10 protein-coding genes are annotated in these 14529 nt (G+C 54.3%); 8 read left to right on the forward strand and 2 right to left on the reverse strand.

Annotation, left to right across the window (positions count from 1 at the left end; all coding sequences use genetic code 11):
- Positions 1 to 153 precede the first annotated feature (153 nt).
- A complete protein-coding gene (gene msrQ, locus ACPUC7_RS04685; protein WP_494921959.1) occupies positions 154 to 756 on the reverse strand; it encodes a protein-methionine-sulfoxide reductase heme-binding subunit MsrQ in 603 nt (200 codons plus the stop codon).
- Positions 757 to 1761: a protein-methionine-sulfoxide reductase catalytic subunit MsrP gene (gene msrP / locus ACPUC7_RS04690; protein ID WP_494921960.1), complete on the reverse strand. Its 1005-nt coding sequence runs from the start codon at positions 1759 to 1761 to the stop codon at positions 757 to 759. It abuts the gene before it with no gap.
- A 324-nt stretch (positions 1762 to 2085) separates the two neighbouring features.
- Between msrP and csrD the strand changes: the two genes are divergently transcribed.
- From csrD to tldD, 8 genes are all read left to right on the forward strand, one after another.
- Positions 2086 to 4032 (forward strand): RNase E specificity factor CsrD, encoded by a 1947-nt coding sequence (csrD, locus tag ACPUC7_RS04695; RefSeq protein WP_494921961.1) that lies wholly within the window; start codon positions 2086 to 2088, stop codon positions 4030 to 4032.
- Positions 4033 to 4342: 310 nt separating this feature from the next.
- Positions 4343 to 5386, forward strand: coding sequence for a rod shape-determining protein MreB (gene mreB, locus ACPUC7_RS04700; protein WP_007891976.1), 1044 nt, complete (start codon positions 4343 to 4345; stop codon positions 5384 to 5386).
- A gap of 156 nt (positions 5387 to 5542) precedes the next feature.
- A complete protein-coding gene (gene mreC / locus ACPUC7_RS04705; RefSeq protein ID WP_343553061.1) occupies positions 5543 to 6577 on the forward strand; it encodes a rod shape-determining protein MreC in 1035 nt (344 codons plus the stop codon).
- Positions 6574 to 7062, forward strand: coding sequence for a rod shape-determining protein MreD (mreD, locus tag ACPUC7_RS04710; protein ID WP_343553060.1), 489 nt, complete (start codon positions 6574 to 6576; stop codon positions 7060 to 7062). Before mreC ends, mreD begins: the two co-directional genes overlap by 4 nt.
- 8 nt (positions 7063 to 7070) lie before the next feature.
- Entirely contained in the window at positions 7071 to 7664 is a 594-nt protein-coding gene (locus tag ACPUC7_RS04715) for a Maf family protein (RefSeq protein WP_494921962.1), read from the forward strand.
- Positions 7654 to 9123, forward strand: a complete 1470-nt coding sequence (rng, locus tag ACPUC7_RS04720; protein ID WP_494921963.1) for a ribonuclease G — start codon at positions 7654 to 7656, stop codon at positions 9121 to 9123. The genes ACPUC7_RS04715 and rng overlap by 11 nt, the downstream gene beginning before the upstream one ends.
- A gap of 46 nt (positions 9124 to 9169) precedes the next feature.
- Positions 9170 to 12985 (forward strand): AsmA2 domain-containing protein YhdP, encoded by a 3816-nt coding sequence (gene yhdP, locus ACPUC7_RS04725; protein ID WP_494921964.1) that lies wholly within the window; start codon positions 9170 to 9172, stop codon positions 12983 to 12985.
- Positions 12986 to 13049: 64 nt separating this feature from the next.
- Positions 13050 to 14495: a metalloprotease TldD gene (gene tldD, locus ACPUC7_RS04730; RefSeq protein ID WP_494921965.1), complete on the forward strand. Its 1446-nt coding sequence runs from the start codon at positions 13050 to 13052 to the stop codon at positions 14493 to 14495.
- The last annotated feature ends 34 nt before the right edge of the window (positions 14496 to 14529 follow it).

Below are 14529 nucleotides of genomic sequence, written 5' to 3' on the forward strand. Positions count from 1 at the left end.
AAAGAAGACTTCGCTTGCAATAAAGCCGGGCATTATATCCGTTTCGTCGCCAATCGCAGCAAAATACTGGTCTTATCAGCGAAGATGATCGGATGCGGCCCGAAGGCCACACGTTTTAACAGATTTGGCGGGAGGAACACAACCTTGCGGGGATTATCTGTGGAGAAGTTTACGCAACTTATTGTAACGCCAGCCTAACAGCAGTATAGCCAGCAGCGCGTAGATGACGGGTTGCAGTGACAATACTTTTACCGACCACAAATAGTGGATAGGCGCGAGGATCGCCATCAGATAGATGCCGTTATGCAGCGTTTGCCAGCGGCGACCGAGCTTACGCTGCATGCGTTGAAATGAGGTGATAGCCAGGGCGAACAGAATGACCCAGCTGATCATGCCCAGTAACAAATAAGGACGGGAAATCACCTCGCTGCCGAGTAATCGCAGATGATCGTAGCCAAGTTCCAGCAAGTAGTAGCTGGTAAGATGCAAACTCGCCCAGGCAAAGCACCATACGCCGAGCAGGCGGCGCGTGCGGATCAGCAATGGCTGCTTCAGGTAACGCGTCAGCGGCGATACCAGCAATGTGGCTAACAGCAACTTTAGCGCCATTCTGCCGGTAAAATGCTGGATATCTTTCGCCGGATCGGCACTCAACCAACCCTGATTTGCCGCCATAAACAGGTAAACAAATGGCAGAAAAGCCGCCAAATGCAGCACCACCTTTAAGCCGGTGATGTGGCGTAAAGTGAGGCGCACTTAGTAGTTCTCCCGCAAATCCATCCCGTGATACAGCGAAGCCACTTCCTTCGCATAACCGTTAAACAGTAGCGTCGGCTGGCGATCAACCTTAAGAATGCCGCCTGCACCGATAAAGCGTTCGGTCGCCTGTGACCAACGCGGATGGTTCACATGCGGATTCACATTGGCGTAGAAACCATATTCATTGGCGGCGATCTGGCTCCATGTTGTTGGCGGGCGATCGCGCGTTAAGGTGATCTTGACGATCGATTTAATCCCTTTAAAACCGTATTTCCATGGCACCGTCAGGCGAATTGGCGCGCCATTTTGCGGCGGCAATGCTTTGCCGTACACGCCGGTACTCAGCAGCGTCAGTGGGTGCATCGCTTCATCGAGGCGCAAACCTTCGACATACGGATAATCCAATCCGCCGCCAATAAACCGGTCTTTTTGACCAGGCATTTGGTCCGGCGCATACAAGGTTTCAAACGCTACATAGCGCGCGTTGCTGGTGGGTTCAGCCAGTTTCAACAACTTATTCAACTCAAAGCCAACCCACGGAATCACCATCGACCAAGCTTCAACGCAGCGCATGCGATAGATGCGCTGTTCCATGGCGAAACGCTTGAAGATGTCATCCATATCTAGCGTGATTGGCTTAGCGACTTCGCCCTCAATGCGCAGCTTCCATGGATCGGTCTTCAACGTGCCGGCATTGGCGGCTGGATCGGCTTTATCCAGACCAAATTCATAGAAATTGTTGTAGCCAGAAACTTTATCAAATGGCGTGAGCGGCAAATCGGCCTGCCATTCGGCGGGTTTGCTGAAATCCAGATCTCTGCCAGCTGGCGCTGGCGGGCGGTCATTGCCTTTAAACCAACTCAGTACATCAGCTTGCGCCGTACCCGGTAAACTGGCGGCGGCGGCGCTTAATCCCAACGCTTTCAGCACCTGACGACGGCGCATATTAAAGACGCTTTCTGGCGTGACGTCGGCTTCTGTGAGCAAGTGCTTCAGGTTCATGACGTTCTCCTGCGAAAAGTAAGTTACAGCTAGCATGCTCAACTTGCGCCTGCGACGCTAACTTGCTGGCGAAAATGTGAAATTTCCTGGCTGAAGTCGTTATTTGAGAATAGGACGAAAAAGTCCGCGTCAAACTCAGGCCTTCATCGTTTGGCGCTATACTCGCGCCGTAGCGCTTATCAGGCAGCAAAACAGGTGATTTTGACCCCTGTTTTGCGCTGAATCACACCTTGATTTGTGCTATTTTGCTCAGGTTTGCGCCAATGGTGAAAGTGGCGCCAACGGATGATCACCGTTCATAACCGCAGTGATGCAGGCACAGGGATGCGATTAACTACTAAATTTTCTGCGTTTATTACTTTATTAAGCTTACTGGCAATGCTGTTAATGCTGGTGGGCTGCGCTTTTAGTTTTATCTGGCTATCGCAGCAGCGGGTGGAAACGCGCATGCATACCTTAGCCACCGAAGTTGATAAAGCGTTGGCGACACAATCGCCCGAAGAGTTAACACAATGGCTGACGCGCATGATGCCGGTGGTCAACGCTGAGCAGATGCAGCTGATCAATGGCGACACGTTAGTGTTCAGTTTAGCTCGCCATGAAAATCCAATGCTGGAAGATGAGCCCAATCGTTTTATCCAATTCGATTTGCCGCTGTCGCACTCGCCGGGATTGGAGCTGCACGTCGTGGTACTCGATCCGGCCAAAACCTGGTTCCGCTCCTTTACAGGTGCCTACACGCTAGTTGTATTACTCACGGTGGTGGCCATTATGTCGGCGCTGTTGGTGATGACCAATCGCTGGCTGAATCGCCGTTGGCACAACATGGAACAGCTTGAAGCGCGCGCCGAACGCATTTTGGCTGGCGAGCGGCTGCCACGCATTGAACATGCAACCGAGTGGCCGCCCAAAGCCAGCCGGGCGATTGATGCGCTGCTGAGTGATTTACAGGAAGCCGGTGAACAGCGCTTACGCATCGATACCTTAATACGCACCTTTGCCGCGCAAGATTCGCGCACTGGCCTGAATAATCGCCTGTTCTTTGATAATCAACTGGCAACGCTGCTCGAAGATCAAGAAGATGTTGGCACACACGGCGTTGTTATGATGGTGCGCTTGCCGGATCTCGACACGCTGAATGAAACGCTTGGCCCGACGCTGGTGGAAGAGTACCTGTTTGATCTGATCAACATGCTTTCAACCTTTGTGCTGCGCTATCCGGGCGCACTGTTAGCACGCTACTTCCGCAGCGATTTTGCCGTACTGCTACCGCATCGCACGTTAAAAGAAGCCAACAGCATCGCCGATCAACTGATCAATGCCGTCGACTCGCTGCCGCCGATGCGCATGGTTGATCGTGACGATCTGATCCACATCGGCATCAGCGCGTGGCGCAGCGGACAAAGCGTGTCGCAGGTGATGGAAAATGTGGAGATGGCAACGCGGCGCGCCACTTTGCAAGGCGGTAATAGCTGGTCGGTGGGCGAAGGCAACACGCTGGATATGGGGCGCGGCAGCGTGCGCTGGCGTACCTTATTAGAGAACACCCTCAACCGTGGCGGCCCGCGACTTTATCAAAAACCGGCGGTGTTGCTGGATGGCAAAGTTCATCACCGCGAATTGCTGGTGCGTGTGTTTGATGGCGATAAAGAAGTGCTGTCAGCTGAGTTTATGCCGCTGGTGTTGCAGTTGGGGATGACCGATAGCTGGGATCGACAATTGGTGGCGCGTATCGCTGCATTATCAGAAATGTGGCCGGATGAAACGTTGGCGCTACCCGTGAATATTGATTCGCTTTTGCAGCGGCCATTCCAGCGCTGGCTGCAACAGTTGCTGCTTCAGTGCAGCAAATCACAAAGAAAACGTTTTTTATTTGAACTTGCTGAGGCGGACGTTTGTCAACACATCAACCGTTTAGCGCCGGTATTCAATATGTTGACCGCATTCGGTTGTCGCATTGCGGTGGATCAAGCCGGTTTGACGGTGGTGAGCAGTGCCTATATCAAGCAGTTCCCGATTGAAGTGATCAAGCTTGCGCCGGGATTGGTGCGCAATATTGAGCGTCGTACCGAGAACCAATTGTTTGTGCAGAGCTTGCTGGAAGTGTGTAAGTCTTCATCGACGCAAGTTTTTGCCGCCGGTGTGCGTACGCGCGCGGAGTGGCAAATGTTGTCGGGATTAGGTATTTCAGGTGGGCAGGGAGACTTCTTTGCGCCCTCGTTGCCGGTCAACAGCAACGTGAAGAAACACTCGCAACGTTATCGGATTTAAACCTTCAGCACGCGAAAACCGGGCTGAAGTCTGTTTTTCTCGCTTATTTTTGCCGGAGCGCGCGATCCTGGCGGCTGGAAATGTTAAATTTTATGTCGAAATTCACCTGCGATTGGCGGGTAAATTTGTGTTAATGCGGCGTGTTAACGCCGTTTAGCGGCGACGAAAGATGCGACAATCAGGCCAAAAAATTATTCAGCGTATTTTTTCACCGAAGCAGAACGTTTTTGCGCCTTGTAGCGGCTTCGCGTGGTTGGTAAAGTAGGCGGATTTTATTTTCCGCCCCCAGCTTGCAGGATTATCCCTTAGTATGTTTAAAAAATTTCGTGGCATGTTTTCCAATGACTTGTCCATTGACCTGGGTACTGCGAATACCCTGATTTACGTAAAAGGACAAGGCATCGTGTTAAACGAGCCTTCCGTGGTTGCCATTCGTCAGGATCGTGCCGGCTCCCCAAAGAGCGTAGCGGCTGTCGGTCATGATGCTAAGCAGATGCTGGGCCGTACGCCGGGCAACATCGCTGCTATCCGTCCAATGAAAGACGGTGTAATCGCTGATTTCTTCGTAACCGAGAAAATGTTGCAGCACTTCATTAAGCAAGTGCACAGCAACAGCTTTATGCGTCCAAGCCCACGCGTGCTGGTGTGCGTACCGGTTGGTGCGACCCAGGTTGAGCGTCGTGCCATCCGTGAATCTGCACAAGGTGCAGGGGCGCGCGAAGTATTCCTGATTGAAGAACCAATGGCTGCGGCGATTGGTGCAGGCTTGCCAGTTTCTGAAGCTACCGGTTCGATGGTGGTTGATATCGGTGGTGGTACTACTGAAGTCGCGGTGATCTCACTGAACGGCGTGGTCTACTCTTCTTCTGTACGTATTGGTGGTGACCGCTTCGATGAAGCTATCATTAATTATGTACGCCGCAACTACGGTTCACTGATCGGTGAAGCGACTGCGGAACGCATCAAGCACGGCATTGGTTCTGCGTATCCGGGCGATGAAGTGCACGAAATTGAAGTGCGCGGTCGTAACCTGGCAGAAGGTGTTCCACGCGGCTTTACGCTGAACTCCAACGAGATCCTCGAAGCGCTGCAAGAGCCGTTGACCGGTATCGTTAGCGCGGTGATGGTTGCACTGGAACAGTGCCCGCCAGAACTGGCTTCTGACATCTCCGAGCGCGGTATGGTGCTGACCGGTGGTGGTGCGCTGTTGCGTAACCTTGATCGTCTGCTGATGGAAGAGACCGGTATTCCGGTGGTCGTGGCAGAAGATCCGCTGACTTGCGTAGCGCGCGGCGGTGGTAAAGCGTTGGAAATGATCGACATGCATGGCGGCGATTTGTTCAGCGAGGAGTAATTCCTCAACGGCTGAGGCCCTGGTCAAATTGCGCAGGGAATAGCGCTTATGCTGACGCTGCTGCTGTTATGCACGACGGCGTGATGCGTCCAGCTCTGGAGGCGTTGGCTATACGGCTAACACTCCTTCCCTGATGTCGAGGAACACGCAGAATTTATGAAGCCGATTTTTAGCAGGGGACCTTCCCTGCAGTTGCGTCTCTTTCTGGCAGTCATTGTGGCTATCGCGATTATTATCGCCGATAGCCGCGTGAGCTCCTTTTCCCAGATCCGCAACTATTTGGACACATCGGTCAGTCCATTTTATTTTTTGGCCAACGGGCCAAGACAACTTCTTGACGGCGTTTCCGAAACGCTGGCTTCACGCCAGCAATTGGAGCTGGAAAATAAAGCACTGCGCCGAGAGCTCTTCCTGAAAAACAGTGACTTGCTGATGCTGGGGCAATACAAGCAGGAAAACGCACGTCTGCGTGAACTGCTCGGCTCGCCGCTGCGTCAGGATGAGCATAAGATGGTCACGCAAGTTATCTCGACCGGTACAGATCCTTATACCGATCAGGTGGTTATCGACAAAGGCAGCGTAAACGGTGTTTACGAAGGCCAGCCGGTGATCAGCGATAAAGGTGTCGTCGGTCAAGTGGTTGCTGTGGGTCAGGTCACCAGCCGTGTGCTGCTGATCTGCGATGCGTCGCATGCGCTGCCGATTCAGGTGCTGCGTAATGATATTCGCGTCATTGCTGCTGGTAACGGTTGTAGCGAAGATCTGCAACTGGAGCATCTGCCGGGTAATACTGATATTCGCGTTGGCGATGTGTTAGTGACATCTGGCCTGGGCGGTCGCTTCCCGGAAGGTTATCCGGTCGGCGTGGTCTCCTCGGTTAAAGTCGATACACAGCGCGCTTACACCGTGATTCAGGCGCGTCCAACTGCTGGATTGCAGCGTCTGCGCTATCTGCTGCTGCTGTGGGGCGCGGATCGTAACGGTGTTGCGCCAATGGCACCGGACGAAGTGCACCGCGTTGCGAATGAACGTTTGATGCAGATGATGCCGCAAGTGCTGCCGCCAGCAGGCGAAATGGGGCCGCCAGCGCCCGATATGATGCAGCCCGCGCAGCAAATGGGCCCGCCGCAACCCGCTAACAGCAGTCGTTCGCAAGGGAATTCTGCGAACACACGCGGAGGCCAGCCTTGAGTCGATATCGCAGCCAGGGTCGTTGGGTTATCTGGCTGTCCTTTCTGGTTGCCCTTGTCCTGCAAATCATGCCCTGGCCGGAACAAATCTACATGTTCCGGCCTTCATGGCTATTATTGATCCTCATTTATTGGGTTTTAGCGCTGCCGCATCGGGTAAATGTTGGCACCGGATTTTTCCTCGGTGGCATCATGGATCTGGTGGCGGGTTCCACGCTGGGTGTGCGCGCGTTGGCGTTTAGCATCATCGCGTATCTGGTGGCCTTCAAATTTCAACTATTCCGAAACTTAGCGTTGTGGCAGCAAGCATTAATGGTTATGGTGCTGTCGCTTGCCGTGGATGTGATTGTTTTCTGGGCAGAATTCCTGGTGATTAACGTCTCATTCCGCCCGGAAATCTTCTGGAGTAGCGTGGTCGACGGCATCCTCTGGCCTTGGCTATTCTTATTAATGAGAAAGATTCGCCGTCAGTTTGCCGTTCAGTAAGGAATACTATGATAAGCCTGTACCTCGCTTCCGGTTCACCGCGTCGACGTGAGCTGCTCACGCAGCTTGGTCTGCAATTTGAACGCCTGATAACCCACGTTGAAGAGCAGCGCCAGCCAGAAGAAGCGGCTGAGGCTTACGTGCGTCGCCTGGCGTCGGACAAAGCGCGTGCGGGCGTGGCAGTGGCGCCGCAAAATTTACCGGTTTTAGGTGCGGATACCATCGTAGTGCTGAACGGTGAAGTGCTGGAAAAACCGCAAGATGCCGCGCATGCCGCCGAGATGCTGAGTAAGCTCTCCGGGCAAACGCATCAAGTGATGACCGCCGTCGCGCTGGCCGATGCACAACGCGAGTTGGATTGTCTGGTCATCACCGACGTGACATTCCGCAATATTAGCGAAGAAGAAATTTCGCACTATATCGCCAGCGGCGAGCCGATGGATAAAGCCGGCGCGTACGGAATTCAGGGCCTTGGCGGCAATTTTGTCCGCAAGATTAATGGAAGCTATCACGCCGTAGTGGGATTGCCGCTGGTTGAGACTGGCGAGCTGCTGAGTCATTTTCAGTCACTGCGGGCATTGAGAGGACAAGATGACGGCTGAACTGCTGGTAAATGTGACACCTTCCGAAACGCGTGTTGCCTATATTGATGGCGGCATTCTGCAAGAAATCCATATTGAGCGCGAAGCACGTCGCGGCATTGTGGGAAACATCTATAAAGGACGCGTCAGCCGCGTCTTACCGGGCATGCAGGCGGCGTTTGTCGATATCGGCATGGATAAAGCCGCCTTCCTGCACGCTTCAGACATCATGCCGCACACCGAATGCGTGGCGGGTGATGAGAAGAAAAATTTTGTGGTACGCGACATTGGCGAACTGGTACGTCCCGGCCAGGATCTGATGGTGCAGGTGGTGAAAGATCCGCTGGGTACTAAAGGTGCGCGTCTCACCACTGACATTACCTTGCCTTCACGTTACCTGGTGTTTATGCCTGGCGCATCGCACGTTGGCGTCTCGCAGCGTATTGAAAGTGAAGCTGAACGTGATCGTTTAAAAGCGGTGGTTGCGGCTTACTGTGACGATCTGGGTGGCTTCATTATTCGTACCGCTGCCGAAGGCATTGGTTCCGAAGAGCTGGCGCAAGATGCCGCTTTCCTGAAACGCTTGTGGACGAAAGTCAGCGAGCGCAAAAAACGCAATCAAACCCGTTGCCTGCTGTATGGCGAACTGGCGCTGGCGCAGCGCGTACTGCGTGATTTCGCGGGCGCGGCGCTGGATCGTATTCGCGTTGATTCACGTTTGACCTGCGATTTGCTGGTGGAATTCACCGGTGAATACATTCCGGAAATGGCCAGCAAGCTGGAGTTGTACAGCGGCAAGCAGCCAATATTTGATCTGTTTGGTGTTGAGAACGAAATTCAGCGATCGCTGGAGCGCAAAGTCGAGCTGAAATCGGGCGGCTATTTGATCATCGATCAAACCGAAGCCATGACCACGGTTGATATCAATACCGGCGCGTTTGTTGGTCATCGCAATCTTGATGAAACCATCTTCAACACCAATATCGAAGCGACGCAAGCCATCGCGCGCCAACTGCGACTGCGCAACCTCGGTGGCATTATCATTATCGATTTCATCGACATGAGTAATGACGATCATCGCCGCCGCGTGCTGCATTCGCTGGAAAGTGCCTTGAGCAAAGATCGGGTGAAAACCGGTATCAACGGCTTCTCGGCGCTGGGTTTGGTGGAGATGACGCGCAAGCGCACACGTGAAAGTATTGAACATGTGCTGTGCGCCGATTGTCCAGTATGCAAAGGGCGCGGCACGCTGAAAACCGTGGAAACGGTGTGTTATGAGATCATGCGCGAAATCGTGCGCGTGCATCATGCTTACGATTCCGATCGTTTCCTGGTCTACGTTTCACCGGCGGTTGGCGATGCGTTGAAAGGCGAAGAGTCGCACGCGCTGGCTGAAGTCGAGATCTTCGTCGGCAAGCAGGTCAAAGTGCATGTTGAACCGCTTTATACTCAAGAGCAGTTTGACGTGGTCATGATGTGATCGTGAGGTTTCACGCTGTAACCCAACGGACTGCAAGGAGAGGTGTGTGAGGCGGTTGCCGAGGATTTTGTTACTGCTGCTCGCCGCAATCATCGTCATTGTGGCGCTGCTGGTCAGCGGGTTGCGCCTCGTGATGCCGCACCTCAACAGCTATCGTAGCGATATTCTGCAGACGATTTCTCGCGTCAGCGGCGTAACAGTGGATGCCAGTGAAATTCAGGGCAAGTGGGAAAACTTTGGCCCGACGCTGCAAGTGCGCGATGTCAAAATCGCGATGCAGGAAGATGGCAATCTCACCATCGGCCGCGTTACCTTAGCGCTCAATGTCTGGCAATCGCTGCTGCATTGGCGTTGGCAATTCCGCGATCTCACCTTCTGGCAGCTGCGCCTCGAAACCAATCATCCGTTGCTCACGAACGATGAGCAAAAAAACAGCTTCAAACCGGCGCAAATCAACGATCTGTTTTTGCGCCAGTTTGACCACTTCGATCTGCGTGACAGCAGCATCCGCTTTCTCACGCCGTCCGGCCAACATGCCGAACTGGCGATTCCGCGTTTAACCTGGCTTAATGAAGACACGCGTCATCGCGCGGAAGGGGAAGTCAGCCTTTCCAGCTTTACCGGCCAGCATGGCGTGGTGCAAGTACGACTCGATCTCAGCGATAACAATGGCTTGCTCAACGATGGTCGCATCTGGATGCAGGCCGATGATGTTGATGTGCGCCCGTGGATTGGTCCGTGGCTGCGTGACAACACCAGCCTTGAAAGCGCGCGTTTCAGCCTTGCTGCGTGGGTAAATCTGCGCGATGGCGACGTCTACGCGGGCGATCTGCTGCTGAGCAAAGGTGGCGCGCGCTGGCGTGGCGAGCAGGGCGATCATCAGTTGCAAGTTGATGGCTTAACCGCGCATCTTTCCCGCTTCCAAAACGGCTGGAGCCTGGCGGTGCCGCAAACCCGCCTCAGCACCGACGGCATTGCGTGGGCTCCGGGACACTTCTCTCTGCTGTGGAAGCCGGAAGATAAGCAGATGCTCGGCAGCAACGGCGCCCCAGAAGTCCGCGTGCGTGCCACGCAGCTTGATTTAGATCGTCTGGCTCCCATCGTTCCGCTGTTTAAACCGCTTTCACCGGCTTTGCTCGATAACTGGCGTGCGCTGCAACCGCGCGGCCATATTGATGCGCTGGCGCTGGACATCCCGCTTGCTCAGCCGGAACAAACCCGTTTGCAGGCCAAATGGCGCGATCTCGCCTGGCAACAGTGGGAATTGCTGCCAGGCATCAGCAATCTTAGCGGCAGCGCCAGCGGCAGTTTGAATAACGGTTTGCTGGACGTAGCGATGGGCCAGGCCGAAGTGCCGTACGGCGATATGTTCCAGGCACCGCTGCAAATCAAACAGATCACCGGCAAACTGAACTGGCAGCGCGATGACAGCGGTTTGACGCTCGACGGGCATCAGCTTGATGTGCAGGCAAAATCATTGTGGGCGCGCGGTGATTTCCGCTATCAGCAAAATATCGGCAAAGCGCCGCGGTTGGATATCCTCGCCGGGATTCGCGTGACCGATGCTGGCGATGCGTGGCGCTACTTCCCGGAACCGCTGATGGGGCATGATCTTACGCATTATCTCAGCACCGCGATTAAAGGCGGGCAGGTGGATAATGCCACGCTGCTGTTTGCTGGCGATCCCACCTTGTTCCCGTTTAATCACAATGACGGCATGTTTGAAGTGTGGGTGCCGCTGCGCAATTCCACCTTCCAGTTCCAACCGGGCTGGCCAGCGCTGGAAAACCTCGATATCAATCTCGACTTCCTCAACAACGGCTTGTGGATGAAGGCAGAGCAAACCAAACTCGGCGATGTCGATGCGCGCAATGTCAGCGCGGTAATCCCGGATTACCTCAAAGAGAAGCTGATTATTGATGGCGATATCAGCGGCGAAGGAAAGCAAATCGCCAGCTACTTTGAACAAACGCCACTCAAGCCAACACTGGGTGCAGCGCTGCAACAGTTACAAATTGGCGGCAAGGTACGCGGCAAGCTAAACCTCGATATTCCGCTGGATGGCGAGTTAGTTCACGCTAGCGGCAACGTGGTGTTGAACAATAACAGTTTGTTTATCAAGCCGCTGAAAACCACCTTGAATAATCTGACCGGTCGCTTCCGCTACAACAACGGCAATCTGGAAAGTGAAGAGTTGCAGGCGAACTGGTTTGGACAGCCAACCGGTGTCACCTTCAGCACCACGGAAAATCCCAATGATTTTGGCGTTAACGTCAAACTGCTGGGCGACTGGCAACCCGCACAGCTGAAAATGTTGCCCGCTTCTGTCACCAGCAAACTGAGCGGCAGTTTGCCGTGGCAGGGCAATGTCGATATCACGTTACCGCACAAAGGCGGAGCCAGTTATAAAGTTGAGTTGAAGGGTGATGCAAAAACAGTAAGCAGTCACTTACCTGCTCCGCTAGACAAGTCAGCGGGCGCAGCGATGCCGATTACCATTAACGCCGATGGTGATTTGCATGGCTTTACGTTGAGTGGCAGCGTGAAAGAACAGCATCGATTTAACAGCCGTTGGATTCTTGAGCCGCAGCTACGGGTTGATCGCGGCATTTGGCTCAACGATGCGAAAAGTACGCCGAAGTTGCCAGAGAATCGTGGCATGGAATTGAATCTGCCTGCGCTGGATGGTGAAGCCTGGATGGGCTTGCTGGCTGGTGCCGGCAGTTCACGCAACGCGCAGGGCGAACCGGAAGTCGGTGGCGCATTGCTGCCGGGCGATTTCATTTTGCGTACGCCAGCGTTAACACTGGGTGGTCAGCAGTGGCACGATGTGAACGCTGCCATCACGCAAGGCCCAAGCGGCAACACTCACGTGCAATTGGATAGCCGCGAAGCGCGCGGCAGTTTGCAGACCGCGCAGAGTGCGCCGTGGCGTATCGACCTCAACTATCTCTACTACAATCCAGAATGGGCGGGCAAAACCGACGATAAATCATCGCCGTTCAGCGCCAGCAGCGATCTCAACTTTAGTGGTTGGCCGGCGTTGCAGCTTAACTGTGATGAGTGTTGGCTGCGCGGCCAGAAGTTTGGCCACATGCAGGCCAGATTGCAGCCGCAGGGCGATACGTTAGCACTTACTAACGGTTCGATTGATTCCGGTAGCTCGAAGCTGAATGTTGATGGTGAATGGGTGAATAAACCGGGCGATCAGCGCACCTCTTTGAAAGGCAGCCTGAGCGGCAAGAATATTAATGACGCAGCCAATTGGTTTGGTATGAACACGCCGCTGCGTGATGCGCCATTTAAAGTCGATTACGATCTGCATTGGCGTTCTGCACCGTGGCAGCCATCGCCTGAAACCTTGAGCGGCACGCTGAAAACGCACTTCGGTAAAGGACACATTGCCGATGTCAGTACCGGTCGTGCCGGGCAGTTGCTGCGTCTGGTGAGCTTCGATGCCTTGCTGCGTAAACTGCGTTTCGATTTCAGCGATACGTTCAGCGATGGCTTCTACTTCGATTCGATTAACGGCACCGCGTGGATTGAAAACGGTGTGATGCGCACCGATAACCTGCTGGTGGATGGCCTCGAAGCGGATATCGCCATGAACGGTAATATTGATTTGGCGAAACGGCAGATCGATATGCAAGCGGTGGTTGCGCCGGAAATTTCCGCTTCGGTTGGCGTGGCAACCGCTTTTGTCATCAATCCGGTGGTGGGCGCAGCGGTGTTTGCTGCCAGCAAAGTGTTGGGGCCGATTTGGAACAAGATTTCGCTGCTGCGTTATCACATCAGCGGTCCGCTGGATAAGCCGGAAATCAATGAAGTGCTGCGCAAACCGCGCGAAGACAAAAAGAAGTGAATTTGACGCCGTCGGGTAATTGCCGCAGGCTATGACTATCCGAGCACATAATGAGTGAGAAACGATGACTCTGAATCTGGTAAGTGAGCAGTTGCTAACTGCGAACAACATTAATCAGCAGGACCTTTATTCCCTGTTAGGGCAGCTTTCAGAACGTCGTCTGGATTATGCCGATCTCTATTTCCAGTCCAGTTTCCACGAATCCTGGGTGCTGGAAGACAAAATTATCAAAGATGGTTCCTACCATATTGATCAAGGTGTTGGCGTCCGCGCGGTGAGTGGCGAGAAAACCGGTTTTGCTTACGCTGATCAGATCTCCCTGAATGCGCTGCGCCAGTCGTCTGAAGCGGCGCGCAGCATCGTGCGTGAGCAAGGCAACGGCAAAGCGCATACCTTATCGGCGGTATTGAACCGTTCGTTGTATGCGCCGGTCAATCCGCTGGATAGCCTGACGCGTGAAGACAAAATTGCCTTACTGCATCGTGTCGATAAAGTGGCGCGTGCCGCGGATCCTCGTGTGCAGGAAGTGAATGCCAGCCTGAGCGGCGTGTATGAGCAAGTGCTGGTAGCGGCAACCGATGGCACCTTGGCGGCCGATATTCGTCCGCTGGTGCGTCTCTCCATCAGCGTGCAGGTTGAAGACCAAGGCAAGCGCGAACGCGGCTCAAGCGGCGGCGGCGCGCGTACCGGCTATGAATTCTTCCTCGCCGACGAAAGTGGCGATGTGCGTGCCGATGCGTGGGCGCGTGAAGCGGTGCGCATGGCGCTGGTTAACCTTTCTGCGGTCGCTGCGCCAGCGGGCATGCTGCCGGTGGTGTTAGGCGCGGGCTGGCCGGGCGTGCTGCTGCACGAAGCGGTTGGACATGGTCTGGAAGGCGACTTCAACCGTCGCGCGACTTCAGTATTCAGCGGCAAAATGGGCCAGTTAGTGGCATCCGAGCTGTGTACCGTTGTCGATGACGGCACCATTGAAGGCCTGCGCGGTTCGTTAGCGGTCGATGATGAAGGTGTTCCGGGCCAATATAACATGCTGATTGAAAACGGTGTGCTGAAAGGTTACATGCAGGATAAGTTGAATGCGCGCCTGATGGGCGTTCCGCCAACCGGTAACGGTCGCCGTGAATCCTACGCGCACCTGCCAATGCCGCGCATGACCAACACTTATATGCTGGCGGGCAAATCAACGCCGCAAGAGATTATCGAAAGCGTTGAGTACGGCATTTACGCGCCGAACTTTGGTGGCGGCCAGGTGGATATCACTTCCGGCAAGTTCGTTTTCTCAACCTCAGAAGCCTATCTGATCGAGAACGGCAAAGTGACCAAACCGGTAAAAGGCGCGACGCTGATTGGTTCCGGCATTGAAGCGATGCAGCAAATCTCGATGGTCGGCAACGATCTGGCGCTGGATAAAGGCGTCGGCGTGTGCGGTAAAGAAGGCCAAAGCGTGCCGGTTGGCGTCGGTCAGCCCACGCTGAAGCTGGATAAAATCACCGTGGGCGGTACTGCTTAATCTTCAATTTCAGGTCGCCATCGTTGGCGACCTG

This window comes from Pantoea sp. CFCC18179 (genome assembly GCF_059412405.1).

Excerpts from the sequence above, each read along its gene's own strand:
- msrP (WP_494921960.1), bottom strand. The coding sequence starts at position 1,761 with ATGAACCTGAAGCACTTGCTCACAGAAGCCGACGTCACGCCAGAAAGC.
- ACPUC7_RS04715 (WP_494921962.1), top strand. The coding sequence starts at position 7,071 with ATGATAAGCCTGTACCTCGCTTCCGGTTCACCGCGTCGACGTGAGCTG.
- rng (WP_494921963.1), top strand. The coding sequence starts at position 7,654 with ATGACGGCTGAACTGCTGGTAAATGTGACACCTTCCGAAACGCGTGTT.
- mreB (WP_007891976.1), top strand. The coding sequence starts at position 4,343 with ATGTTTAAAAAATTTCGTGGCATGTTTTCCAATGACTTGTCCATTGAC.
- mreC (WP_343553061.1), top strand. The coding sequence starts at position 5,543 with ATGAAGCCGATTTTTAGCAGGGGACCTTCCCTGCAGTTGCGTCTCTTT.
- tldD (WP_494921965.1), top strand. The coding sequence starts at position 13,050 with ATGACTCTGAATCTGGTAAGTGAGCAGTTGCTAACTGCGAACAACATT.
- csrD (WP_494921961.1), top strand. The coding sequence starts at position 2,086 with ATGCGATTAACTACTAAATTTTCTGCGTTTATTACTTTATTAAGCTTA.